This window comes from Pseudomonas sp. ES1, assembly GCF_050586605.1.
Classification (GTDB): Bacteria; Pseudomonadota; Gammaproteobacteria; order Pseudomonadales; family Pseudomonadaceae; genus Aquipseudomonas; species Aquipseudomonas sichuanensis.
The window spans coordinates 82,258-107,520 of sequence record NZ_JBOBDM010000011.1 but is presented as its reverse complement, the minus strand read 5'-3'; the positions used below and the strand labels follow the sequence as shown (position 1 = coordinate 107,520).

General features: G+C 60.0%; 19 protein-coding genes, 1 tRNA gene and 3 pseudogenes. 21 read left to right on the top strand and 2 right to left on the bottom strand.

Features of this window, described 5'->3' with window-relative positions; all coding sequences use genetic code 11:
• From ACQ4N9_RS07025 to ACQ4N9_RS06925, 21 genes and pseudogenes are all read left to right on the top strand, one after another.
• A partial coding sequence (locus ACQ4N9_RS07025) for an RHS repeat-associated core domain-containing protein (protein ID WP_430932500.1) occupies window positions 1–4,333 on the top strand: 4,333 nt, incomplete at its 5' end.
• Window positions 4,334–4,341: 8 nt separating this feature from the next.
• Entirely contained in the window at window positions 4,342–4,887 is a 546-nt protein-coding gene (locus tag ACQ4N9_RS07020; RefSeq protein WP_430932498.1) for a hypothetical protein, read from the top strand.
• A gap of 540 nt (window positions 4,888–5,427) precedes the next feature.
• A complete protein-coding gene (locus ACQ4N9_RS07015) occupies window positions 5,428–5,985 on the top strand; it encodes a hypothetical protein (RefSeq protein WP_390966573.1) in 558 nt (185 codons plus the stop codon).
• 42 nt (window positions 5,986–6,027) lie between these two features.
• A pseudogene (locus ACQ4N9_RS07010) lies at window positions 6,028–7,410 on the top strand (RHS repeat-associated core domain-containing protein); the annotation flags it as partial.
• 362 nt (window positions 7,411–7,772) lie between these two features.
• A complete protein-coding gene (locus tag ACQ4N9_RS07005) occupies window positions 7,773–8,180 on the top strand; it encodes a hypothetical protein (RefSeq protein WP_390966575.1) in 408 nt (135 codons plus the stop codon).
• A gap of 140 nt (window positions 8,181–8,320) precedes the next feature.
• A pseudogene (locus ACQ4N9_RS07000) lies at window positions 8,321–8,561 on the top strand (hypothetical protein); the annotation flags it as partial.
• 51 nt (window positions 8,562–8,612) lie between these two features.
• A complete protein-coding gene (locus tag ACQ4N9_RS06995) occupies window positions 8,613–9,023 on the top strand; it encodes a hypothetical protein (protein ID WP_390966577.1) in 411 nt (136 codons plus the stop codon).
• A 10-nt stretch (window positions 9,024–9,033) separates the two neighbouring features.
• A pseudogene (locus ACQ4N9_RS06990) lies at window positions 9,034–9,329 on the top strand (DUF2345 domain-containing protein); the annotation flags it as partial.
• Window positions 9,330–9,554: 225 nt separating this feature from the next.
• Window positions 9,555–10,070 carry a hypothetical protein gene (locus ACQ4N9_RS06985; RefSeq protein ID WP_390966579.1) on the top strand — a complete coding sequence of 172 codons (516 nt, stop codon included), beginning with the start codon at window positions 9,555–9,557 and terminating at the stop codon, window positions 10,068–10,070.
• A 393-nt stretch (window positions 10,071–10,463) separates the two neighbouring features.
• On the top strand, window positions 10,464–10,784 hold the full coding sequence (locus ACQ4N9_RS06980) for a hypothetical protein (protein ID WP_390966581.1): 321 nt from the start codon (window positions 10,464–10,466) through the stop codon (window positions 10,782–10,784).
• Window positions 10,785–10,836: 52 nt separating this feature from the next.
• Window positions 10,837–11,145 carry a hypothetical protein gene (locus ACQ4N9_RS06975; RefSeq protein WP_390966583.1) on the top strand — a complete coding sequence of 103 codons (309 nt, stop codon included), beginning with the start codon at window positions 10,837–10,839 and terminating at the stop codon, window positions 11,143–11,145.
• A gap of 311 nt (window positions 11,146–11,456) precedes the next feature.
• Window positions 11,457–11,939, top strand: coding sequence for a hypothetical protein (locus tag ACQ4N9_RS06970; protein WP_390966585.1), 483 nt, complete (start codon window positions 11,457–11,459; stop codon window positions 11,937–11,939).
• A 167-nt stretch (window positions 11,940–12,106) separates the two neighbouring features.
• Window positions 12,107–12,517 carry a hypothetical protein gene (locus tag ACQ4N9_RS06965; RefSeq protein WP_390966586.1) on the top strand — a complete coding sequence of 137 codons (411 nt, stop codon included), beginning with the start codon at window positions 12,107–12,109 and terminating at the stop codon, window positions 12,515–12,517.
• Window positions 12,518–12,849: 332 nt separating this feature from the next.
• Complete coding sequence (locus ACQ4N9_RS06960; protein WP_011531938.1) at window positions 12,850–13,113, top strand: PAAR domain-containing protein; 264 nt, start codon at window positions 12,850–12,852, stop codon at window positions 13,111–13,113.
• 178 nt (window positions 13,114–13,291) lie between these two features.
• A complete protein-coding gene (gene fdnG / locus ACQ4N9_RS06955) occupies window positions 13,292–16,360 on the top strand; it encodes a formate dehydrogenase-N subunit alpha (protein WP_145964609.1) in 3,069 nt (1,022 codons plus the stop codon).
• Complete coding sequence (gene fdxH, locus ACQ4N9_RS06950) at window positions 16,360–17,310, top strand: formate dehydrogenase subunit beta (RefSeq protein WP_322359858.1); 951 nt, start codon at window positions 16,360–16,362, stop codon at window positions 17,308–17,310. The genes fdnG and fdxH overlap by 1 nt, the downstream gene beginning before the upstream one ends.
• Window positions 17,307–17,963, top strand: coding sequence for a formate dehydrogenase subunit gamma (locus ACQ4N9_RS06945; protein ID WP_390966589.1), 657 nt, complete (start codon window positions 17,307–17,309; stop codon window positions 17,961–17,963). The genes fdxH and ACQ4N9_RS06945 overlap by 4 nt, the downstream gene beginning before the upstream one ends.
• A gap of 4 nt (window positions 17,964–17,967) precedes the next feature.
• Window positions 17,968–18,894, top strand: a complete 927-nt coding sequence (gene fdhE, locus ACQ4N9_RS06940; RefSeq protein ID WP_390966591.1) for a formate dehydrogenase accessory protein FdhE — start codon at window positions 17,968–17,970, stop codon at window positions 18,892–18,894.
• 154 nt (window positions 18,895–19,048) lie between these two features.
• Entirely contained in the window at window positions 19,049–20,476 is a 1,428-nt protein-coding gene (gene selA, locus ACQ4N9_RS06935; protein ID WP_390966593.1) for an L-seryl-tRNA(Sec) selenium transferase, read from the top strand.
• The gene (gene selB / locus ACQ4N9_RS06930) at window positions 20,473–22,395 is read left to right on the top strand and encodes a selenocysteine-specific translation elongation factor (protein ID WP_390966850.1); all 1,923 of its coding nucleotides are present in this window, start codon (window positions 20,473–20,475) and stop codon (window positions 22,393–22,395) included. Before selA ends, selB begins: the two co-directional genes overlap by 4 nt.
• A gap of 9 nt (window positions 22,396–22,404) precedes the next feature.
• Window positions 22,405–22,500: transfer RNA gene (locus ACQ4N9_RS06925), tRNA-Sec, on the top strand.
• Between the two features lie 101 nt (window positions 22,501–22,601).
• Here ACQ4N9_RS06925 and ACQ4N9_RS06920 read toward each other — a convergent pair.
• Entirely contained in the window at window positions 22,602–23,591 is a 990-nt protein-coding gene (locus ACQ4N9_RS06920; RefSeq protein WP_390966595.1) for an asparaginase, read from the bottom strand.
• A gap of 150 nt (window positions 23,592–23,741) precedes the next feature.
• Window positions 23,742–25,184, bottom strand: coding sequence for an alanine/glycine:cation symporter family protein (locus ACQ4N9_RS06915; protein WP_390966597.1), 1,443 nt, complete (start codon window positions 25,182–25,184; stop codon window positions 23,742–23,744).
• Window positions 25,185–25,263: the final 79 nt, after the last annotated feature.

Sequence of the window (25,263 nt, the reverse complement as noted above, 5' to 3'; positions counted from 1 at the left end):
TCAGGAGCTGCGCAACAGCGCCAAGATGCTGCTGGGCGACTCGCTGATCACGGTGTTGATCGGGCATCTCAATGCGAACATCGCCGGGACCATCGATGACTTCGTCAAGCAGGCCCAGCCGAAAATTGCCGAGATCCTCGCCGACGCCGGTGCGTTCGGCACCAAGATGACCGGCGAGATCGCCACGGGGCTGGAGAAGGTCACCCTGGGCCAGCTGGACGCCAAGGGCGACATGTCGAAGGCGAGCAAGCAGGCGTCGGCTGCCGCCGACAAGCTGCTCAACGATCCGAAGGAGGCGTTCAGCAACTTCTTCGGCGCGGTGCACAGCGCCTACAAGGCTGCCGGCAAGGGCCTGGCCAACAGTGCCACCAGCAAGCTGCTTCCGGACGAAATCAAGACCAAGGTGCTGGCCAACACCGGCCAGCTGCGTGCCTTGGGCCCAGAGATGGCCCGGCAGTTGAACAAGCTGGCCGACCCGGGCACGCAGATGAGCATCGGTTGGATGCTCAACGTGCTGGGCGGGGCGGTGAAGGGGTTCCGCAAGCGCAACAAGAATGGGCAGCCGGGGGTGAGCAAGCCGGGGACCACCACGCAGGTGGAGCGGGAGAAGGGTAAGGGGGAGTTGGCGGTCAGTGGCAAGCAGGCGCCGGCTGAGCAGACGCCGAGTCCTGTCCAGGGAAGTTGCCCAATACCGAGGCCAACCCCCAAGCCCACCACGGGCCGCAGCATCAGCTTTGCTCTTGGGTCGGAATTTATCATCCACACTGACTTCAGCTTGCCTGGAGCCTTCCCCATCGAGTGGCAGCGCATCTACCACTCGCGTCTGGCCGAATACGACCAAAGTTGCCTGGGGGCGCGTTGGGTCACCCCGTTTAGCACGCGAATTGATGTCGTGGGCACGGGGTTGCTGTTCCACGACTACGATGGGCGCAGCCACTCGTTTGAAACACCCAAGGTAGAGAAGGCGTTGTACAACGCCATCGAAGATCTGTTGCTGGTGCGCAGCCGTGATAACGAGCTGGTGATCTGCCGCGGATTTGATCGCAAGGAGTACTACCTACGGGTCGGGGATCACTATTACCTGCACAAGATCATGCTGCAGAACGATGCCGGCTGCATGCTGCATTACGAGCATCGCCATGATGGCCGCCCGGTGCTGTCCGACATCATCACCTTCCAGGGTGACGTGAAGGATGTGCTGCGCCACCTCGGCACCCAGATCGACGACCACGGCCACATCACTGGTCTGTGGGAAATGCGTGACGGCCAGCCGCTGCGCCAGCTGTGCGCCTACCACTACGACGAACAAGGCGATCTGATCGCCGCCCAGGATGAAAACGGTGCCGCCTGGCACTACCAGTACCAGAATCACTTGGTAACCCGTTACACCGACCGCACTGGTCGTGGCATGAATCTGGAGTGGAACGGTAGCAGCGCCCACGCCAAGGCCATCCGCGAGTGGGCCGACGATGGCAGCTACGACACGCGTCTCGAGTGGGACGAAAACATTCGCCTGACCTATGTCACCGACGCCCACGGCCAGGAGACTTGGTACTACTACGACATTCTCGGCCACCTGTACCGTGTGCGGCATCCTGACGAGCGCTCGGAGTGGATTTTCCGTGACGAGCGCAAGAACGTGGTACGCCATGTACATGCTGACGGCAGTGAGGACCGCTACGACTATGACGAACAGGGCAGTGTCGTGCGCCATATCCGCGCCGATCACAGCCAGGTCCATATTGCCCGGGATGCCAAGCGGCGCCCGATCAAGATCCGCGATGCTGAAGGCGGTCTATGGCTGAGCGATTACGATCTCAAGGGCAATCTGATCGAAGCCACCGATCCGCTGGGCAACAAGACCGAGTACGCCTACACGCCTTCTGGTCTGGTCAAGGCGATCAAGGATGCAGCTGGCAACGAAAAGAAGCTGGCGTACAACGCAGCCGATCAGTTGGTCGAGTACACCGACTGCTCAGGCAAGACCAGCCAGTGGGAATACGACGATCTCGGCCGTCTGGTGCTGTTCACCGATGCTGCCGGCAGCAAGACCGCCTATGAATACAAAGCCGGCCAGCTGGCGAGAGTCATTCATCCGGACAACACCGAAGAGCGCTTCGAGCGCGATGCCGAAGGCCGCCTGCTGGCCCACGCGGATGCGCTGGACCGCTGCACCACCTGGTCCTACAACACAGTGGGCAAACTGGCCGAGCGTGTGGATGCCAACGAACACACGCTGCGTTATCGCTGGGACAAGCTGGGCCGCTTGATCGGGCTGGAGAACGAGAACGAAAGCAAGGCCACCTTCCTTTATGACCCGGTAGGCCGCCTGTTGGAGGAGAAGGGCTTCGACGGCCTGGTGTCGCGTTATCAATACGACCCGGACAGCGGCCGTCTGACCAGTTCCCACGTCGGCCAACGGCGGGTTGACCACACCTATGATGCAGCAGGCCGTTTGGCTTCACGTACAGCCACTCAGGGCAGCCAATGCCAGGAAGAGAGCTTCGCCTATGACGGCAATGGCAACCTGATCCAGGCCATCAACGCCGACAGCAAGCTGCAATGGTTCCGTGATGAAGCCGGTAACCTGATCCGCGAACATCAGTACTACCTCAAGACCGATGTGCCGATGGTTGCGGTGTGGAAGTACGAGTACGACGTGCTGAACCAGCACATTGCGACTATTCGCCCCGACGGGCACAAGGTCAGTGTGCTCACCTACGGCAGCGGCCATTTGCTGGGCATGACCATTGACCAGCATGAACTGCTGGCCTACGAGCGCGATGATCTGCACCGTGAAGTGGTCCGGCATCAGGGTAACCAGCTGGCGCAGACGCAGACGTGGGACCCTGCGGGTCGCCTGCAGGAGCAACTGTTGGGCAGCCATGACGGCAAGTCCACGCTGCTCAAGCGCCAGTATCAGTACGATGCGGTTGGCCAGCTGACCGATATCCAGGACAGTCGCCGTGGCCATCTGGTCTATCAGTACGATCCGGTTGGCCGCCTACTGCAAGCCACCAGCCGCCTGGGCGTGGAGACGTTCGCCTTCGACCCGGCAGGCAACCTGCTGGACGACAAGACACAGGAACTGAACCGTCCATTGGAAAGCGACCCGCTTCGCAACAAGCTGATGGACAACTTGCTGCGTGAATACGCCGGGACCCATTACCAGTACGACGAACGTGGCAACCTGATCCATCGCCTGCACAACGGCGAACAGGCCCGGCTCAGTTGGGACCTGTTCGATCGCTTGGCGCGCTTCGACGATGGCAAGCTCAGCGTGGTGTACAGCTACGACGCCTTGGGTCGTCGACTACACAAGAACTCCACCGCGTACCATCAAGACGATCCGCATGCGGGCAGTGGCTGGAACCAAATGCAGCGGGCCAAGCGTCAGCGTGAGCTGGGTTGTGGTTTCACCCTCTATGGTTGGGAAGGCGACACTCTCGCCTGGGAAAGCTCGCCGCCGCAGGATGAAGGCGAGACCGGGCGGACCGTGCATTACCTGTACGAGCCGGGCAGTTTCGTGCCAGTCGCCCAAGCCCTGCGCAAGGCACCGATTCGCCTGCTACGCCAGCCAGACTGGCACGGTCGCGAGTACGACATCGATCAGGATCCGCTATGGCAGCACGAGGTGAAGCCGCATCCGATTGATGCAATCGCCTGGTACCAGTGTGACCGCCTCGGCACACCGATGGAGCTTACCGACCACAACGGCGAAGTCGCATGGGCCGGCCAGTACAAGGCCTGGGGTGAAGTGCGCGAGGCGCGCTCTGACTGGGCCAGGCAAGTTGGAATGACCAACCCGATCCGCTTCCAGGGGCAGTACCACGACCATGAGACGGGGCTGCATTACAACCGCTATCGATACTATGATCCGAAGGCTGGACGGTTCATCAACCAAGATCCGATCAGCTACTTTGGCGGGTTGAACCTCTTTGCGTATACGCCGAACCCTGTTGACTGGATAGATCCGCTTGGGTTGGCGAAGCGGGGGCCGAAAACTAATGGTGAAGGGCCGCACAACCAGGTTATTGCAGCATGGGGGCAAGAGGTGCAGGCTTCTGGTGGTACGGTAATTGCGGGTGGAGGGGTGTTGAGTGAACGAAAAATCGATACGCCAGGTGGTCACAAAAATGGACGGCGCCCCGATATTATTTATGTCGACGAAAATGGTAAGCGGGTATACGGAAACGTTGGTAAGGTAAAAGCTGATGGTGAAACACCTATAACGCGTGAACAGAAGGCCATGGAAGACCTAAAAACTAAGACGTCCCAAGAGGATGCTCCTGATGAAATGCAGTTCCGTGCATATAATAAGCCCTGCCCTTGAGGTGAGTTGTGGAAAAAAATGTCTTCATGGATTTTGATGAGTACTTGGTTCTGCTTGAGCAATTAAAGAATGAGTCCGGCTATGATGTGTTCGTATCAAGCAGTTATTCTGAACCATTTACCCTGATTGAAGATATTTCCTCGATAACCAAGAAGAATTTTGAAGACTCTATTCAGATGATGGTACTGATTGGGGACAAAAAAGATTTTGGCTTTGCAGGGGTGCGGCAAGGTGAAGTGAGTCGCCAAGATAAGGTGGGTTTTGTCAGGGTTGTTTATGGCGGTGAGGATGAGCATGCTATAGGGGTATCAGTAGTCGCTGGCGATAAATCCGAGGCGGAACAGAGAATTAGTAGAATCACAACCAAGTTGCTAAAGAAAATAGCGCATAAAGGTGTTGTGAACTCTGCGGGGGATGGGGTACATGTAAATGATAGATATTACTGGACGGATGGGGCATTGAAATCTGGAAAAAACTGGCATTTGTTCTTCAATACAGGGGTAAGGAAATCCCGGAATGCGAATCCTGGATACCGCCCTAAAAATGCTAGCTAAGATTTTTTAGTGAGTGCACTCTGCGACCGGTGATAAGATAGCTTACTTGCGATCAGGAGCGCATTTTCAGAAAATTACGAATTGTGCGCAATTAGGGGTGAGTGCAGTTATTGTAATGAGTAAGCTTTGGTGCTTGGTTGTGGGAAAGGTCTGCTGCGCCAACCGGGCTAGAGTGAACCGGCGTATGGCATTGATCAGGGCCTGATAACGGTGAGAGGCTGCATAATTAAGTTGACGCGGCGTGGGAGCTAGAAGCTGAGGCTGTTGACAGTACGGTAATCGCGGGTGGTGATTTGGAACGTGAAACACTAATCCGCACCCATGGTGGAAATAAAGATGGGCGTCGCCCCGATCTTACCATTAGAGATGCGAGTGGTAAGTTGATACATGGGGCGTGGGCAAAGTGAAGACGGACGGTGTGACACCCATCAAGCAAGAGCAAGAGGCAATGGAAGACCTAAGGGCGAAGACGGCCGATAAAGATTTTCCTGATGAGGTGCGGTTTCGTGATTGCAATAAGCCCTACCCTTGAGGTGAGCTGTGGAAAAAAATATTTTCATGATTTTTGATGAGTATCTGAGTGTGCTTGATGCACTAAGAAAGGAGTCGGGCCTTGATGTCTACATCTCATGTGGGTACGAAAATCCTTATTTGCTTGTTGAAAACATTTCCTCAATAACTAGCATGCATTATGAGAATTTTCGGCAATTGGATGTAATTATCGGTGATGGAAAAGATTTCGCCTTTGAAGGTAGGCCTCAGGGCTCAGTAGGACGCTGCGAAAAGATTGGTTTTGTTAGTGCTATTTATGGGCGCGATGACGAGCATGCGATTGGGCTTTCTACGTTTAGTGGTGATAAGTCTGGATCTGAAGGTAAGATTGATCGTATTTTGACTAAATTACTGAAAAAGAAAGCGCATAAGGGGGCAGTAGACGTTGCCGGTAGGGTCAGTTATATAACTGATAGGTACTATTGGACAGATAGGGCCTTGGAATCAGGGAAAAACTGGTTAAGGTTCTTTGGTAGCGGCGTCAGAAAACCCTTGAATCTAAAGCCAGGTTATAGACCTAAAGACATCTACCAAATTCGGTCATGACGCCAGCCCGGGTAACCAGAGCGTCAACGTGTTCCCCGAGCCCAGTACTACCTCGGTACAGAGGTACCGATGGTCGCGGTGTGGCAGCACGAGTACGACGTGCTCAACAACCGCGTCGCGACCATCCGCCCGGACGGGCACAAGGTCAGCGTGCTCACCTACGGCAGCGGTCACGTGCTGGGCATGACCCTCGACCAGCATGAACTGCTGGCCTACGAGCGTGATGACCTGCACCGTGAAGTGGTCCGCCATCAGGGCAACCAACTGATGCAGACACAGGCGTGGGATCCAGTGGGGCGTCTGCAGGAGCAGTTGCTGGGTAGCCATGACGGCTAGGCCACCTTGCTCAAGCGTCAGTATCAGTACGACGCCGTGGGTCAACTGACCGATATCCACGATACCCGTCGTGGTCACCTGGCCTATCGGTACGACCCGGTCGGGCGCCTGCTGCAAGCCACCAGCCGCCTCGGTGTCGAGACCTTCGCCTTCGACCCGGCCGGCAACGTGCTGGACGACAAGACCCAGGAGCTCAACCGTCCGCTGGAAAGCGATCCGCGCCGTAACAAGCTGATGGACAACCTGCTGCGTGAATACGCCGGGACCCATTACCAGTACGACGAACGCGGCAACCTGGTCCATCGGCTGCACAACGGTGAACACGCCCGACTCGGTTGGGACCTGTTCGACCGCCTGAGCCGCTTCGATGACAGCAAGCTCAGCGTGGTGTACAGCTACGACGCCCTGGGCCGGCGCCTGCACAAACACTCCACCGCGCACCATCAGGATGATCCACGTGCCGGCAGCGGTTGGAACCAGATGCAGCGCGCCAAGCGCCAGCGTGAACTGGGCTGCGGCTACACCCTGTACGGTTGGGATGGCGACAACCTGGCCTGGGAAAGCTCGCCGCCGCAGGACGAAGGCGAGACCGGGCGCACGGTGCATTACCTGTATGAGCCGGGGAGTTTCGTGCCGGTCGCCCAGGCACTGCGCAACAGCCCGATCCGCTTGCTGCGCGAGCCCAACTGGAGCGATCGCGAGTACGACTTCGATCAGGATCCGCTGTGGCAACAAGAGATCAAACCGCAACCGATCGATGCGATCCTCTGGTACCAGTGCGACCACCTGGGCACGCCGATGGAGCTGACCGACCACACTGGCGAAGTGGCGTGGACGGCGCAGTACAAGGCCTGGGGTGAGATCAAGGAAGCCCGTTCGGAGTGGGCCAAGCAGATTGGCCTGAGCAACCCGATCCGCTTCCAGGGGCAGTACCACGACCATGAGACGGGGCTGCACTACAACCGCTATCGGTACTATGATCCGAGGGCTGGGCGGTTCATCAACCAGGACCCGATCAGTTACACCGGTGGCTTGAACCTGTTTGCGTATGCGCCGAACCCTGTTGAGTGGATTGATCCATTAGGGTTGTGGAAAGGGCAACCGCGTCAGGCGGGTGGTAAGTTTGCGGCGGGGAAAGATCCGTCCAAGCCATGCCCGTGTGAATCGGATGGTACCCATGGGAATAGTCTCAATTCGACTAAGCCTGCAATTGGGTACACGTTGCGTGACAGAAATACTAATGAAATCATGAAGTATGGCGAGACCACTATGGGTAAGCGCCGTTACACCGAAGAATACCTCCGAGATAACAATGTCTATATGCGGGAAGAGGCCAAGGGAACAAAGAGGGAAATGCATGCTTGGCAACACCAGAAGATTCTGGCCTACAAGGCGGCGCACCCAGAAGGGAAACGGCCACCATTGAACAAAAGTGATTACTAGGAGTTGGTATGAATTTTTGGATGTCTAGTGAGCAGCATGCCCTAGTGGGGGATGCGGAATTTATTGCTAGAAATAAAATAGAGCCAGTTATCGAGCGTCTGTTGGAGCAGGTCAATCTTGATTGCGAGGTTGATAGGTGGAGCTTCATTTCAATACTGATGCCTGATGATAGAGTGGATGACTATCCTGAGGTCAGGCGATACCATAAATCAAAAAAAGTAATCGAAGTTCGTGTGCAGCTTCCCCTTAATGATTTTAATGAGGCCGATGTTCCGGGGCAGGTAAGTATGATGCTAGATGCATTGTCTCGCTCTGTAGATATGATGGAGGGGCTGAAAAGTTTAAAAATTACGCATGGTGATACCTGTGTGCTTAAAGAGGCAGTTGAGAAAGCACGAGCAGAGCTATTGTCCTAATTGGCAAATCCTGATTGGTGTAACTTACCCGAGTGTTAGTGTTATCGATCGCGTACTTTGGCAGTGCTGCTTGGTCGGCTATAGCTACGAAGCTCTGAACTGCACTGCGCCCCATTAGGTCGCCCCCTCGTGCCAGTGTGAAACTGGGCTGTGGCTTCACCCTTTCCGGTAGGCACGAGATACCTTCGCCTGGGAAAGCTCGTCGCCGCAGGAGGAAGGCGAGGCCGGGCGCACGGGGTATACCTGTATAAGCCGGGGAGTTTCGTGCCGGTCGCCCAGGCGTTGCGCAGGAGCCCGATCCGTTTGCTGCGCCAGCCCGACTGGAGCGATCGTGAGTACGACTTCGATCAGAATCCGCTGTGGCAACAAGAGATCAAACCGTAACCAATCGATGCGATCCTCTGCTACCAGAGAGCGACTATTGAGGTGGGTATGTTGCTAGGGATGACCAGTGAGTTACATGCGCTTGTGGGTGATGCGGAGCATGTTGCGCGTAATAAAATAAAACCGATTATGGTGCAGTCGCTGGAAGGTGTTGTTCTTGAGTGTGGCGCCGAAAAACTAACTTTCATTGCAGTTTTGATGCCTGATGAATTGATTGCTTATTATCCTGAAGTTAAGCGTTATCACAAGGCTAGAAAAACTGTAGAGGCGCGCGTGCAGATTCCATTTTATGAGTTTAAGGATGCAAGCTGCACTCGACAGATGGATATGTTGCTGGATGCGTTAGATCGTGCGGTGGCTATGATTGGTGAGATAAGAAGCCTGAAACTAACAGCCGCTGATTCTCATGTGCTAACGGAGGCGATTGGAAAAGCAAGAGTGCAATTGAGTTCTGCTTGAGCCGAGCTTCACTTGGCCGCACCTGGCCCTGAGCAGCACCGGGCACTGACCGCCGGCAAGCGCCTGTTGGCCAGCGCCAGTCAAGGCATGCGCCTCTTCGTGCAGAGCCTGGGCTGGAAGCTGGTGTCGGCCTCTGGCGACATCGACGTCCGCGCTTTGAAGGACAAAATCAACCTGCTGGCCAAGCTCGACGTGACCGCCAATGCAGACCGCATTGTGCTCACCGCCAAGACCGAGTTGGTGCTGCAAGGCAGCGCCACCACCACCTACAACGCCAGCGGCATCACCCAGGTCATCACCGCCAACTAGCCAAGGCTGAATCGCTTTGTATCACGCCACTTACAATGGCCAATGAATCTGGGCCGGGCAGACATGCGGAGGCCAGCATTATCAATAGGCCCGCAGAGCAAAATAATATGACGGTTCAGGAAACTGCGGCCATCAGGCCAATATGCGTGAACTGCGAGGAAACAATTATTGGGCATGGAGCCAAGCCTGTGTCGCCATTGAGGCGGGATAGAGGTTGAGAATATGAGTGATGATGAGCGGGTTGGGCTTTATGTTGTGCTGAAATCACTTGATCGCCTTACGGTGCTGTTGGTTGGTAAAGGTATCGTAATTCCGACCGTATTTACTGGTTTGCTCGATCAGGCGTGGAGGTGGCTTGCGGAAGGCAAAAAAGTCACTCTCAAAGGGGTAGAGAAAACCATGCGAAGCACGGTTGTTGAGGAGCAAGATGCTAAAGCCGAGAGCATTCTCCTAAATATGTACTTGTACGCTCTGTCAGATCTTGCTCAGTATTTCAAGGAGGGTGGATTTGAGAGCTTGGAGTGTGTGGAGGCGGCTGTTATTGATTTTTATGACTTCTACGTGGCTCAGATGCATTTGGAGAACATTGGTGGTGCAGGGGCGGTAGTGTTCAGCGCCGCTCAAGAAACGGCGGTGAAGGAGGATCCGGTATTTGCTGGTGAACTATCAATGTTAAGCGCTGATCGTGCGTTTGCCAAAAAACAAATCGATTGGTCAGGTGTTGAATTGACTCGTTGAGGTATTGCTTTTCGCAGGGGAAATAAGTTATGGGTGCCATTTAAAACAATTAACTCCCTACGTCTTGGCTCGATCATTGAGTGCAGGTCCAAGGCCCTGGCCGGCAGCGACCTGCAACTGACGAAAAGTGGCCAGGCCGCGCATGTGAGGAGGGGGATTCGTGCGAAGGGCAATAATAGAGTGTATCTGGAGACTGCCAGTAAAAAGCCGTTGTCAAAAATTGAGGTGCAGAAAAATATCAGTTCAAGGGAAATAAAGTTCGGGATTATATAGAAGCTGATGTTGAACATAGTAGGCTGGAGTGGGTGGGCAATCCCCACCGTCATATAAAGAGTTGACGGTCAAAGGTGATCTTGAACTGAAAAATCATACAGTGGTGCAAAGGAAGTGATTATGAGAAGTGAAAATGAAGAAATTTCCCTGAGCAAAAAAGATGTGGACGCCTTATTGAGGGAGGTAGAGTTTATTTTGGTGTCGCTTGGAAGATTGAATCGGCACTATGAAAGTGGCTCAATTGCGGATCTCGCGGATTGTGAAGATTACTGTGCGGCGATCACGAAATTTGTTGATTCCGAGCGGGTGACTGACAGACTGGCAAAAATGAGAATGATAATTTCTTCAAAATTCGATGATACGCTAGGCGATGATGATATGGATGATCTGGAGAGGGTGTTGGATAAAATTGAGTTTTGGGAGCGGCCGGGGGATGCATAGCTTCGGCGGTTCAGAGTGGATTAAAATTTAACTCGGTGGGGAGGGGTAGTAGTTGCGTGAAGAGCAAGATGTAACAATCTCTGGTGAAGAGGCTGTAGATATTCTTTGGGAGTTGGAGTACCTCCTGATTTCGTTAAGGAATATCGGGCTGCATTACTATATGCGTGAGGAAGTTACCGCGAATGATGAAAGGGACTATCGCGTGGAAACTGCAAGGTTTATATGTGACTCTCAAATGATTTCTAGGCTGGAGAAGATTAAAGGTAAGCTTTCGGATAGGTTTGAGGCGTGCTGTGGTAGAGAGGAGTTGGATGTGCTCCGTAAAAAGCTTAAAAGGAAACGTTTTTGGAGGGCGGAGTGATTTCTAAAAATTAAAGGGGAGAGATTTGTTTTTTATTCTAATTTCTGCCGGCTTGGGGCCAAGGGGCCACAGAACTCAGGAAGTTTCGGCTGGAAAATTTTCCTTGATTCGATTGGTTTCCAATGAGCAGAACTGACGGACAATAGTCGGTTCGTGGACGGGCCTACGCGAGTCGCCGGTAAAAATAAGCAGGCTAGACAGAAGCTATGGTGGAGAAAATAAATCTGTTCTCTTTTTTAAATTATCTGAGGTGAGGCGCCGGGCAGGTATAAAATAGTAGGTCAAAAAAACAGGGAGCTCATGTGGGTGGCATGAAAGAGCTACAAGACAGATGGGCGGCCGGCCAGCTAATAGGTCTGGACGTTTTATATTGCGGGGCTGCCGCTGTTAAACATATAGATATTGACTCTATTGAAAATGATGGTCTTGCGCACGCTTTTGGCAAAGAATATAGAATCTCATATGAGGGTGAGGCCGAGCTTGATGAGATGCTTGGCGATGACGATGTTTGGTCAGAAGTGCAGGTGTACAATAAGTTCTTGCTGGAAGATGGGCGAGTAATTTTTTGCGGTGAGGGCGAGATGGGCAATGAGGGGTTTATTGCGCGAACGGATAAAGACAATAATATAGAGTGGTTTTTGTTCTCGACGACATCTAATCCGTTTGTGGATATAAAGCGGCAGGGTGACTTGATTTACATCCAGTCTACGCACAGGTTTTGTATTGCCCTGAGCTTGCTGAGTGATGAGGTGTTTATTGCCAACAAGGAAATTTCCATGCTTGGTGCGGTTTGAATAACATCTATGAGGGATGGGTTCGGAGCTTGGGCCCTGGGTCGCCGTCTGCACAAACACTCCACTGCGCATCATCAGGATGATCCGCGTGTCGGCAGTCACTGGAACCAAAGCAGCGCATGGCAGTAAAGAATGCCGCTTAACAGGAATTATTATTAGGGGTTTTCATGATTTTCCATTCTTCGAGTGAACAGGATATTTTAGTTGGGTCGGGTGCGCAGGTCGCTCGGAGAAAGGTTGCGGCTGTTATGTCTGATCTCCTAAGTGATATTTCTCTTGAGTGCGGTGCGGGAACTTGGAGTTATATTTCTATAATGATGCCGGATGATGCTATGGATGGCTATCCCGAAGTCAGTCGCTACCATAAGCAGCGAAGTGTTATTGAGGTGCGCGTGCGCTTGCCGTTTTATGAGTTTAAGGAGGTAGATGATGCTGGGAAGATTGGGTTTATGCTTGATGGATTAAATCGCTCGGTTGATCTGATGGCTGGTATAAAAGGTTTAAACATGTCTAGCGGCGATACCAATGTACTTAGAGGTGTCGTTACTCAGGCCAAGGAGAGGCTCGGAGTTGCTTGAATATTTTTTGACACTGTTCTAGTCGGCTATAGCTACGAAGTTCTGAGCTGCGCTGCGCCCCATTAGGTTACCCCGTGTGCCAGTCTGAAACTGGGCTGCGGCTACACCCTGTACGGTTGAGACGGCGATATCCTCGCCTGGGAAAGCTCGCCGCAGCAGTACCTTTATGAACCGGGTAGTTTTGTGCCCGTCGCCCAATCGCTGCGCAACAGCCCGATCCGCTTCCGGGTGCAGTGCCACGATCATGAGACCGGCCTGCATTACAACCGCCCCACCATGTTAGGCTTACGCCACCGGCATCGACGCCACCTTACTGACACGGAGTTCTCCCCATGAAAGACATCATCCGCCTCGGCGATTCCACCACCCACGGTGGCAAGGTACTCGGCTCCTTCGGCAACACCAACGTCAACGGCAAGCCCATCGCCGGTGTCGGGCACATGGTCAGCTGCCCGCTGTGCAAGGGCGTGTTCCCCATCGTCGAAGGCAGCGCCACCTACAACGTCGACGGCACCCCGGTCGCCCTCGATGGCCACAAGACCGCCTGCGGCGCGGCGCTGATCGCCAGCGGCCCGAAAAGCGGTGTCGCCAGCTGAGACCAACAGGTTCCCACAGGACCGCACGCTGTTTCCTACGGGGTATTGACCCAGGTCAGCGCACTTCCCTGATTCTTGGCTAGTCTTAACCGTTGGCGGCCTCTGTGTGCCGCCACCGTGAAGTCCCTGAGGCGCCGGCCATGTCCCGCGCGCCCGAGAACCTGATCAGGAGTGCACGATGGACCTCAACCGTCGGCAATTCTTCAAGGTCGCCGCCGTCGGCCTTGGAGGCTCGAGCCTTGCGGCGTTGGGCATGGCCCCAACCCCCGCATTTGCCGAGCAGATACGCCACTTCAAGCTGGCGCACACCAAAGAAACCCGTAACACCTGCCCCTACTGCTCGGTCGGCTGCGGCCTGATCATGTACAGCCAGGGCGATGCGGGCAAAAACGTCAAACAAAGCATCATCCACATCGAGGGCGACGCGGACCACCCGGTCAACCGCGGCACCCTGTGCCCCAAAGGCGCGGGCCTGCTGGACTTTATCCACAGCCCGAGCCGCCTCAAGTACCCCGAGATCCGCAAGCCGGGCAGCAAGGAATGGACCCGCATCGAGTGGGACGAAGCCCTCGACCGCATCGCCGACCTGATGAAAAAGGACCGCGATGCCAACTTCATCGAGAAGAACGCCCAGGGCCAGACGGTCAACCGTTGGCTCACCACGGGCTTCCTCGCTGCGTCCGCCGCTTCCAGCGAAGCGGGCTACCTGACGCACAAGGTGATCCGTTCGACCGGCATGCTGGGGTTCGATAACCAGGCGCGTGTCTGACACGGCCCGACGGTGGCAAGTCTTGCCCCGACGTACGGCCGTGGCGCGATGACCAATCACTGGTCTGACATCGCCAACGCAAACCTGGTCCTGGTGATGGGCGGCAACGCCGCTGAAGCGCACCCGTGCGGCTTCAAGTGGGTGACCGAGGCCAAGGCGCACAACAAGGCGCGGCTGATCGTGGTCGACCCGCGGTTTACCCGTACCGCTTCGGTAGCCGATTACTACGCGCCGATTCGCACCGGCAGCGACATCGCCTTCATGGGCGGGCTGATCAACTACCTGCTGAGCAACGACAAGATCCAGCACGAGTACGTGCGCAACTACACCGACGTGTCGTTCATCGTCAAAGAGAACTATGGCTTCGAGGACGGGCTGTTCAGCGGCTACGACGCGGCCAAGCGCGTGTACGCCGACAAGTCCGGCTGGGGCTACGAGCTGGGCGAGGATGGCTTTGCCAAGGTCGACCCGACCCTGCAGCATCCGCGTTGCGTCTACCAGCTGATGAAGCAGCACTACAGCCGCTACACGCCGGAGCTGGCGAGCATGACCTGCGGCATGCCCCAGGACCAGATGATGAAAGTCTGGGAAGAGATCGCCACCTGCTCGGTGCCGGGCAAGACCATGACGATCCTCTACGCCCTGGGCTGGACCCAGCACTCCATCGGTGCGCAGATCATCCGCAGTGCGGCCATGGTGCAGTTGCTGCTGGGCAACGTCGGCATGCCGGGTGGCGGGGTCAACGCCCTGCGCGGGCACTCCAACATCCAGGGCCTGACCGACCTGGGCCTGCTGTCGAACTCGCTGCCGGGCTACCTCACCCTGGCCGGCGACGCCGAGCAGGACTACGCCAGCTACATCGACAAGCGCGCCTCCAAACCGCTGCGCCCCGGGCAGCTGTCGTACTGGCAGAACTACGGCAAGTTCCACGTCAGCCTGATGAAGGCCTGGTACGGCGCCAATGCCACCGCCGAAAACAACTGGGGCTACGACTGGCTGCCCAAGCTCGACGTACCGGCTTATGACGTGCTGCGCATGTTCGAGATGATGGGCCAGGGCAAGGTCAACGGCTACATGTGCCAGGGCTTCAACCCGATTGCCGCGCTGCCGGACAAGAACCGCGTCACCGCCGCACTGGCCAAGCTCAAGTGGCTGGTGATCATGGACCCGCTGGCCACCGAAACCTCCGAGTTCTGGCGCAACGCCGGCCCGTTTAACGACGTCGACACGGCCAACATCCAGACCGAGGTGATCCGCCTGCCCACCACCTGCTTCGCCGAGGAAGATGGCTCGCTGGTCAACAGCAGCCGCTGGCTGCAATGGCACTGGAAGGGCGCCGACGGCCCGGGCGAAACCCGCACCGACGTGCACATCATGAGCGAACTGTTCCTGCGCCTGCGCAAGCGTTACCAGGCCGAGGGCGGCGCTTACCCCGACGCGATGCTCAACATCAGTTGGCCCTACAAGGTCCCTGAGGAGCCATCCCCCGAGGAACTGGCCAAGGAGATGAACGGCTGGGCGGTCAGCGACCTTACCGACGCCAGCGGCGCCACGCTCAAGGCCGGGCAACAGCTGGCCGGCTTCGCCCAGATGAAGGACGACGGCAGCACCGCCTCCGGGTGCTGGATCTTCGCCGGCAGCTGGACCGAGCAGGGCAACCAGATGGCCCGCCGCGACAACAGCGACCCGTACGGCATGCACCAGGTGCAGAACTGGGCCTGGGCCTGGCCGGCCAACCGGCGCATCCTCTACAACCGCGCCTCCAGCGACCCGCAAGGCAAGCCGTGGGACCCGGAGAAAAAACGCCTGGTGTGGTGGAACGGCAAGGCCTGGACCGGCACCGACGTGCCGGACTTCAAGGTCGATTCGCCACCGGAAGCGGGGATGAACCCGTTCATCATGAACCCCGAGGGCGTGGCCCGGTTCTTCGCCATCGACAAGATGGCCGAGGGGCCGTTCCCCGAGCACTACGAGCCGTTCGAGACGCCGATCGGGATCAACCCGCTGCACCCGCAGAACAAGAAGGCCACCAGCAACCCGGCCGGGCGCATCTTCGATTCGGTGTGGGACACCCTCGGCACCCACGATGAGTTCCCTTATGCGGCGACCACCTACCGGCTGACCGAGCACTTCCACTTCTGGAGCAAGCATTGCCGGCTCAACGCCATCGCCCAGCCCGAGCAGTTCGTCGAAATCGGCGAAGTACTGGCCAACGAGAAGGGCATCAAGGCCGGCGACCGGGTGCGGGTGTCGAGCAAGCGCGGGCATATCGACGCGGTGGCGGTGGTGACCAAGCGGATCCGCCCGCTGCAGGTCAACAACCAGACCGTGCACCAGATCGGCATCCCGCTGCACTGGGGCTTCACCGGCAGCACGCGGCACGGCTACCTGACCAACACCCTGGTGCCGTTCCTCGGTGATGGCAACACCCAGACGCCGGAGTCCAAGTCGTTCCTCGTCAAAGTGGAGAAACTCTGATGGCCAGCCAAGACATCATTGCCCGCTCCGCCACCACCACCGTGCCGCCCTCGGTACGCCAGCAGCAGGAAGTCGCCAAGCTGATCGACACCACCAAGTGCATCGGCTGCAAGGCCTGCCAGGTGGCGTGCTCGGAGTGGAACGAACTGCGTGACGAGGTGGGCCACAACCACGGCACCTACGACAACCCACAGGACCTGTCCGCCGAAACCTGGACCCTGATGCGCTTCACCGAGCACGAGCGCGACGATGGCAACCTGGAGTGGCTGATCCGCAAGGACGGCTGCATGCACTGCGCCGACCCCGGTTGCCTGAAGGCCTGCCCGAGCCCGGGGGCGATCATCAAGCACGCCAACGGCATCGTCGACTTCAACCAGGACCACTGCATCGGCTGCGGCTACTGCATCACCGGCTGCCCGTTCAACATCCCGCGCATCTCGCAGAAGGACCACAAGGCGTACAAGTGCACCCTGTGTTCAGACCGCGTCAGCGTGGGCCTGGAGCCAGCCTGCGTGAAGACCTGCCCCACCGGGGCGATCGTCTTCGGCAGCAAGGAAGAGATGAAGGTGCATGCCGACGAGCGCATCGTCGACCTGAAGTCGCGCGGCTTTGAGAACGCCGGGCTGTACGACCCGGATGGCGTCGGCGGCACCCACGTGATGTATGTGCTGCACCATGCCGACACGCCACGGATCTACGCCGGCCTGCCGGACCAGCCGGTGATCAGCCCGCTGGTGGGGCTGTGGAAGGGCTTCAGCAAACCCCTGGCGCTGCTGGCCATGGGCGCAGCGGTGCTGGCCGGGTTCTTCCACTACGTGCGCGTCGGGCCGCAGCGAGTCGAGGAGGACGAACACCCGGCGCCTGTGGATAACACGGTCCATCAGGTGGATCCGGCGGTGCATGTCTATGATCCGAACCGCCCCGGCGGCCAAGGGGAGCAGCGGCCATGAACGACGACAAACCGATCCTGCGCTACAACGCCAACGAACGCAGCAACCACTGGGTGGTGGCGATCCTGTTCGTGCTGGCCGGCCTGTCGGGGCTGGCGCTGTTCCACCCGGCGCTGTTCTGGCTCAGCCACCTGTTCGGCGGCGGGCCGTGGACGCGGATCCTGCACCCGTTCATCGGCGTGGCGATGTTCGTGTTCTTCATCGGGCTGGTGCTGCGCTTCTGGCGCGCCAACTTCATCACCGCCAACGACCGCCTGTGGCTGCGCCGCGTCGACCGGGTGATGCTCAACCAGGAAGAGGGCGTACCGCCGGTGGGCAAGTACAACGCCGGGCAGAAGCTGCTGTTCTGGACCCTGCTGGCCTGCATGCTGGTGCTGTTGATCAGCGGCGTGGTGATCTGGCGGGCGTACTTCAGCCACTGGTTCGGCATCGACGTCATACGCCTGTCGGCCCTGCTGCATGCCCTGGCGGCGTTCGTGCTGATCCTCAGCATCATCGTGCATATCTATGCCGGGATCTGGATCAAGGGCTCGATCGGCGCCATGCTGCATGGCTGGGTCAGCCGCGCCTGGGCACGCAAGCACCATGAACTCTGGTACCGCGATGTGACCGGCGACAAGACGCCGAGCAATCACGGCCGTAAGGAAGGATGACCGTTTGAGCACGATTCTCGAACCCGGGCAGATCGAAGCGTCGGCAGTGATGCCGCCGTTTCTGCACCTGCCCCCCGCCAACCTGTTCGAACTGCGGGCCGCGCGGTTGCAGTACCTGGCCGAGGGCAACGCCCTGGGTGAGTACCTGCAATGGGTTGCGCAGCTTTGTCGGATCCAGCAGTTGCTTGTGGATAACCCGCCCGGCGCCTTGCCGGTGGCGGCAGAGCGTCAGCGCCTGTGCATAAGCCATGGCTTGCCGCCGCTGGCGGCTGACAGCCTGGTGCGCGAAGGGCCGTGGCTGCCGTGGTTGCAGGCACTGCTCGAGCATTTCAAGGTCGACGCCGAGGGCCCCTTGGCCGATGCGCTGCAAACCCTGCGCGAGGCTGACGACAGCCAGCGCAAAGGCTGGGGCATCGCCTTGCTGGGTGGCCAGTACGATGGGCTGCCGGCGGCGCTGGTGCCCTTCATCGGCGCCGCGTTGCAGGCGGCCTGGTCGAGCTGGTTGCTGGCGCTGCCCGAACCCGAGCTCAAGCCCGCTGGCAGCCTGGCGCAATGCCCGGCCTGCGGTTCGCCGGCCATGGCCGGGGTGGTGCGCAACCGCGGCAAGCACAACGGCCTGCGCTACCTGGCCTGTTCGCTGTGTGCCTGTGAATGGCATGTGGTGCGGGTCAAGTGCGTGTATTGCGAGTCGAGCAAGGACTTGCACTACAGCCACTTCGAAGACGACCGCTACGCCGCCGGCAAGGCGCCGCTGCGCGCCGAATGTTGCCCGGGGTGCCAGAGCTATTTGAAGCAGAGCTACCTGGAGAACGACGCCGCCGCCGAAGCGCTGGCCGACGACCTGGCGAGCCTGGCGCTGGACATCCGCCTGGACGAGGAGGGGTTCCATCGCCTGGCGCCGAACCTGCTGCTGGCGCCGGGTGGGGAGTGAGTGTCTACACTGCAGTACCGAGCCGCCCTTTTCGCGGGTAAACCCGCTCCCACAGGAGTTGCGCTGGCATCATGGCCGGTGCTGTACCTGTGGGAGCGGGTTTACCCGCGAATGGGCCAGAAAGGACAACGGATCAGTTCAAGGTAGTACCTGAATGTCTTCAACCCTCGCCAGCTCCACCCCACGTCTGCCCTCCATCGACACCCTGCTGCGCCACCCTGCCTGCGCCCCACTGATCGACCGCCACGGCCGTGACGCCACGCTGGCCACCCTGCGCCAACTGCTCGACGACCTGCGCGAGCCTGCTCGTCTCGGCCAACTGAATGCCACCGAACTGACCGCCGAAGTCCTCCTGGGCCGCGCCGGCGAACGCCTGGCCATCCAGCAACGCAGCCAGGTTCGTCGGGTGTTCAACCTCACCGGCACGGTACTGCACACCAACCTGGGCCGGGCATTACTGCCCGAAGAAGCCGTCGAGGCCATGCAGACCGCCGCCCGTTACCCGCTTAACCTGGAATTCGACCTGGCCACCGGCAAGCGCGGCGACCGCGACGACCTGATCGAAGGCCTGATCCGCGAGCTGACCGGCGCCGAAGCCGTCACCGTGGTCAACAACAATGCCGCCGCCGTGCTGTTGGCGCTCAACAGCCTGGGCGCGCGCAAGGAGGGCATCATCTCCCGCGGCGAGCTGATCGAGATCGGCGGCGCCTTCCGCATCCCCGACATCATGGCCCGCGCCGGCGTGAAGCTGCACGAGATCGGCACCACCAACCGCACCCATGCCCGCGACTACGAAGGCGCGATCAACCCGCGCACCGGGCTGCTGATGCGCGTGCACTGCAGCAACTACAGCATTCAGGGTTTCACCACCCAGGTGCCTACCGCCGAGCTGGCAAGCATTGCCCACGCACACCAGTTGCCGTTGCTCGAAGACCTGGGCAGCGGCAGCCTGCTCGACCTCACCCGCTGGGGCCTGCCGGCCGAACCGACGGTGCGCCAGGCCCTGGCCGACGGCGCCGATATCGTCACCTTCAGCGGCGACAAGCTGCTCGGTGGCCCACAGGCGGGGATCATCGTCGGGCGCAAGGACCTGATCGCGAAGATCAAGAAGAACCCGCTCAAGCGCGCCCTGCGTGTGGACAAGATCACCCTCGCCGCGCTGGAAGCGGTGCTGGCGCTGTACCGCAACCCCGACCGCCTGGCTGAACGCCTGCCCAGCTTGCGCCTGCTGACCCGCAGCCAGGCTGAAATCCAGGCCCAGGCACTGCGCCTGGCCCCCGACCTCAGGGCCCACCTGGGTGAGCAATGGGCCGTTACCGTGGAGCCGGCCCTGGGCATGATCGGCAGCGGCAGCCAGCCCGTGGCGCGCCTGCCCAGTGCCGCCCTGTGCCTGCGCCCGCAGGTGTCGAAGAAGCTGCGTGGCCGCAGCCTGCACGTGCTGGAGCGGGCCCTGCGCGATTTGCCGGTGCCGGTGCTCGGCCGCATCGACGACGATGCCCTGTGGCTCGACCTGCGGCAGCTCGATGACGAGCCTCAGTGGCTGGCGCAACTGCCGGCGCTGCAACTGGGGCCGGTACAGTGATCGTCGGCACCGCCGGGCATATCGACCATGGCAAGACCGCGCTGCTGCAAGCCCTGACCGGCCAGGCCGGCGACACCCGCCAGGAGGAGCGAGCGCGGGGCATGACCATCGACCTCGGCTACCGCTACGCGGCGCTGGCCGAGGGTGCGCCGCTGACCGGCTTCATCGATGTGCCCGGGCATGAGCGCTTTATCCACAACATGCTGGCCGGCGCCCACGGCATCGACCTGGTGCTGCTGGTGGTGGCCGCCGACGACGGCGTCATGCCGCAGACCCGCGAGCACCTGGCGATCATCGAGTTGCTGGGCATTGCCCAGGCGCTGGTGGTGATCAGCAAGTGCGACCGGGTCGAGCCGGCGCGGCTGCTCGAGGTGCAGGCGCAGGTTGCCGAACTGCTGGCGCCCGGGCCCTATGCGGGGGCGTTGCAGTTCCCGGTTTCGAGCTTGAGCGGCGAAGGGGTCGAGGCGTTGCGCGAGGCATTGCTCGTCGCTGAACGACAGGTTCATCGGCGCAGTGCGCGAGGGGGCTTTCGGCTGGCCGTGGACCGCGTCTTCGCGGTGTCCGGCGCGGGCATCGTGGTCACGGGTACGGCGTTGGCCGGGCAGGTCAGCGCCGGTGACACACTGCTGCTGGGCAAGGCCGGCAAACCGGTGCGGGTGCGCGGATTGCACGCACAGAACCAGGCTGCGCTGATAGCCGAAGCCGGGCAGCGGGTGGCGCTGAACATCACCGGCGAACGCCTGGCGATCGAGCAGGTGCATCGTGGCGATTGGTTGCTGCCCGAGTGGCTGCATGCGCCCAGTGTGCGGGTCGATATCGAACTGGCCCTGCTACCCACGGAAACCCGCACCTTCGAACATTTCAGTGCGGTGCACGTGCACCTCGGCACCCAGGACGTGACGGCCCGGGTGGCGCTGCTGGAAGGTGAAAAGCTGGGCGCTGGCGAGCGCATGTTCGCCCAGTTGCTGCTCAATGCCCCCTTGCAGGCGGTGCACGGTGATCGCCTGGTGCTGCGCGACCAGCGCGCCCAACGCACGCTGGGTGGCGGCCGGGTGCTCGACCCGTTCGCCCCAAGCCGGCAACGCCGCAGTGACGTGCGTTTGCGCCAGTTGCAGGTGCTGCGTGATGCCATCGAGCTGGAGCAGGCCTTGCCCGCGCTGCTCGAAACCGCCCCCGGTGGGCTAGATCCGCAGCGCCTGGAGCGCCAGTTCAACCGCCGCCGTGAAACCTGGCAGTTGCCAGACCACGTAGTGGTGATCGCCACGCGCCAGGGCCAGCTGTTGTTCGCCCGTGCGCAATGGCAGGCACTCAAGCAACAGCTGCTGGCGCGCCTGGCGCAGTTCCACGAGCAGGAGCCCGACCAGCTCGGCCCCGACCGTGACCGGCTGCGCCGCTTCTGCGCCTTGCCGCTGGAGCGCCCGGCGTTCGTCAGCTTGCTGGATGAGCTGCTCGGTGACGGCGCGATCGGCAGCAGTGGGCCCTGGCTGCACTTGCCGGATCACCAGGTCCAGTTGAGCGATGCCGATGCGGCCTTGTGGGCGCGCTTGCAACCGCGCCTGCTGGCGGGCGAGTACGATCCACCCTGGGTCAGGACCCTGGCCGGGGAACTGCAACGCGAAGAGGCCGAAGTGCGGCTGTTGCTGCGCAAGTTGGCAAGGCTGGGCATGGTGCACCAGGTGGTGCGTGACCTGTTCTACCCGCAGGACACGCTAAGGCGCATGGCAGAGCTGCTGTTGCAGCTGGCGGCGGGATCGCCGATAGTACAGGTCGCCGCGTTTCGCGACAGGTTGGGCATCGGTCGCAAGCGCAGTGTGCAGATACTCGAATACTTCGACCGCATCGGCCTGACCCGCAGGGTCGGCGACCAGCGTCACATCCGTACCGACAGTGCCCTGGCCCAACAGCAGGCCGAGCACTGAACGATCCAAGGAAGGCAATCGCGCCCGGTGGCGCGGCCGGGCTTCAAACCCGGTTGGGGACGGCATCCGTTCCCGGGCAGGTTCGACTCCCGCTGCCTTCCGCCACTTTTCCAGCTGTACAAACGATCGCGGGGCAAGCCCGCTCCCACGAGCAGTGACCGTGGGAGCGGGCTTGCCCCGCGATGACGTACTGACGGCCTACGCGTTTACGCGCGCTCCCCGCACAGGTCCAGTGCAAACCAGTGCTCGGCCGCATCGGCATCCAGCCCCGCCCCCAGCAGCGCAAACAACTTGCCCAGCGCCGCCTCACGGGTCATGCCACCGCCACTCACCAGCCCGGTATCGCGCAGGCGGCTACCGGCGGCATAGGTATCGAACACCACCGAACCTTCCGGGCACTGGCTGATGGCGACGATCATCACGCCGCCCTGGCGGGCGTCATGCAGCACGTCGAGCAGCGCCTGGTCGTCGGACGGCCCGGTACCGCTGCCATAGCACTCCAGCACCAGACCCTGGATACCACTGCCGAGCAGGCCGCGCAGGTGCTCGGCGCCCAGGCCGGGGAACACCGGCAGCACCGCCAGGTTGACCGGTTGGCGTGGCTGGCGATAACCCAGCACCGCCGGGATCGCCGCAGCTCGCTCGCCCTCGCGATGGCGGGGCAGCGCAGTGAAGGCGTCGAACGCCTCGCTGCGCAGCTTCGACGCACGGCAGCCGTGCAGCAGCTGGCCGTGAAAGTACAGCTGCACGCCGTCTTCCAGGCCGCTTTCGAACAGGCGCAGGGCGCCGATCAGGTTGGCCCAGGCATCGCTGTCCGGCGCGCCGGCCGGCAGCATCGAGCCGGTCAGCAGGACCGGCACCGGCAGGCCCAGCAGCAGGAACGACAGGGCCGCGGCGCTATAGGCCAGGGTGTCGGTGCCGTGCAGCACCAGCACGCCGTCGTGGCCCTGCTGCTCGACCGCCTCGACGATGGCATCGCGCATTGCCAGCCAGTTGGCCTGTTGCATGTTGGCGCTGTCGATCAGCGGGTTCAGTTCACGCAGGGTCCAGGGCAACTGGGGGGCATCGGCGCAAGCGGCAAAGTGCTCGCGCATGCGTGCGTCGAAGCCGCCGGCTGGCGCCAGGCCTTCGGCGGACTGCAACATGCCGATGGTGCCACCGGTGTAGAGGACGAGGAGATTCTTGACTGCACGCATTGGAACTTTCCGTAGCGATGTCAGGCCCTGTCGCAGCGTATGCCCGAGGCAGCGCGATCCCCTGTGGGAGCCGGCTTGCCGGCGAGGGGGCCCGAAGACGAAGAAAGAGTCAGCCGCCCACGGACGGGGCGGCTGGGGCAGGGGAGAATATCAGCGCTGGGTTTGCGCTTGGGCAGCGCGATTGTCAGCGGCTGTTTCAGCCTGCGGATTGGCCGGCCAGGCGGCACGGTCCAGGTCCAGGTCGGTGAACTTGCTCGAGTCGAACACCGGCTGCTTGATGCCAGCCTTGCGCTGCTCGTCGTAGTCGCGCATCACCCGCAGGCCGACCTTGAACAGCAGGGCCAGGGCCACCAGGTTGACGAACGCCAGGCAGGTCATGGTGATGTCGGCGAAGGCGAACACGGTCGACAGGTCCTGCATCGAACCCCAGACCACCAGCGCCAGCACCAGGCCGCGGAACGCCATCAGCACGGCGCGGTTGCGGGTCAGGAACTGCAGGCTGTTCTCGCCCAGGTAGTAGTTGTAGAGGATGCAGGTGAACACGAACAGCGACAGTGCGACGCTGACGAAGATGCGGCCCCAGTCACCCACCACGGCGGCCAGCGAGTTCTGGGTCAGGACGATGCCGTCACCTTCGAAGCCTGGGGTGTAGAAGCCCGACAGCAGGATCAGCAGCGCGGTGCAGGTGCAGATCACGAAGGTGTCGAGGAACACGCTGAAGGCCTGGACCACGCCCTGGGCGCCAGGGTGTTTCACCGCGGCCACGGCGGCGACGTTCGGCGCACTGCCCAGGCCCGCTTCGTTGGCGAACACGCCACGCTTCACGCCCATGACGATGGCGCTGCCGAGCAGGCCGGCGAACGCAGGGTCAAGGCCGAAGGCGCTCTTGAAGATGGTTTCCAGCATGGCCGGCACGTGTTCGATCTGGGTGCCGATCACGTACAGGGTCACACCGATGTAGGCCAGGGTCTTGATCGGTACCAGCAGGTCGGACACCGCGGCGATGCGCTTGATGCCGCCGATGAAGGTGATGGCCAGCAGCACGGCCAGGACGATACCGGTCTGGCGTGGGTCGAAAGCAAAGGCGTTCTGCAGCGAGTGGGTCACGGTGTACGACTGCAGGCCGATGAAGGCGAAGCCGTAGGTGACCAGCAGCAGGATCGAGAACACGATCGCCATGCTCTTGCGCTTCAGGCCGTGCTGGATGTAGTACGCCGGGCCGCCGCGGTACAGGCCGTCGCCGTCGGCGCGCTTGTAGACCTGGGCCAGGGTGCATTCGAAGAAGCTGCTGGACATGCCCACCAGTGCGGTGACCCACATCCAGAACACGGCGCCTGGGCCGCCGAGGGTCACGGCGATACCGACACCGGCGATGTTACCGGCGCCGACGCGGCCGGCCAGGCTCAGCATCAGGGCCTGGAACGAGCTCAGCTGGCCTGCCTGGCCACGCAGGGATTCCTTGAACACACCGAACATGTGGCCGAAGTGGCGGAACTGCACGAACCGCGAGCGGATGGTGAAGTAGCTGCCGAGACCGACGATCAGCACGATGAGGAGCTTCCCCGAGAGGAAATCGTTGAGTGCTTCGAGCATTTTGAAATGACCTCGATTCTTATTGTTCGTGTGGAAAATCTGCGGACGGCAGGCGCACCGCGATTGATTGGGGCGCAGG

Excerpts from the sequence above, each read along its gene's own strand:
- ACQ4N9_RS07005 (WP_390966575.1), top strand. The coding sequence starts at position 7,773 with ATGAATTTTTGGATGTCTAGTGAGCAGCATGCCCTAGTGGGGGATGCG.
- ACQ4N9_RS06995 (WP_390966577.1), top strand. The coding sequence starts at position 8,613 with ATGTTGCTAGGGATGACCAGTGAGTTACATGCGCTTGTGGGTGATGCG.
- ACQ4N9_RS06985 (WP_390966579.1), top strand. The coding sequence starts at position 9,555 with ATGAGTGATGATGAGCGGGTTGGGCTTTATGTTGTGCTGAAATCACTT.
- ACQ4N9_RS06980 (WP_390966581.1), top strand. The coding sequence starts at position 10,464 with ATGAGAAGTGAAAATGAAGAAATTTCCCTGAGCAAAAAAGATGTGGAC.
- ACQ4N9_RS06970 (WP_390966585.1), top strand. The coding sequence starts at position 11,457 with ATGAAAGAGCTACAAGACAGATGGGCGGCCGGCCAGCTAATAGGTCTG.
- ACQ4N9_RS06965 (WP_390966586.1), top strand. The coding sequence starts at position 12,107 with ATGATTTTCCATTCTTCGAGTGAACAGGATATTTTAGTTGGGTCGGGT.
- ACQ4N9_RS06960 (WP_011531938.1), top strand. The coding sequence starts at position 12,850 with ATGAAAGACATCATCCGCCTCGGCGATTCCACCACCCACGGTGGCAAG.
- fdxH (WP_322359858.1), top strand. The coding sequence starts at position 16,360 with ATGGCCAGCCAAGACATCATTGCCCGCTCCGCCACCACCACCGTGCCG.
- ACQ4N9_RS06945 (WP_390966589.1), top strand. The coding sequence starts at position 17,307 with ATGAACGACGACAAACCGATCCTGCGCTACAACGCCAACGAACGCAGC.
- selA (WP_390966593.1), top strand. The coding sequence starts at position 19,049 with ATGTCTTCAACCCTCGCCAGCTCCACCCCACGTCTGCCCTCCATCGAC.
- ACQ4N9_RS06920 (WP_390966595.1), bottom strand. The coding sequence starts at position 23,591 with ATGCGTGCAGTCAAGAATCTCCTCGTCCTCTACACCGGTGGCACCATC.
- ACQ4N9_RS06915 (WP_390966597.1), bottom strand. The coding sequence starts at position 25,184 with ATGCTCGAAGCACTCAACGATTTCCTCTCGGGGAAGCTCCTCATCGTG.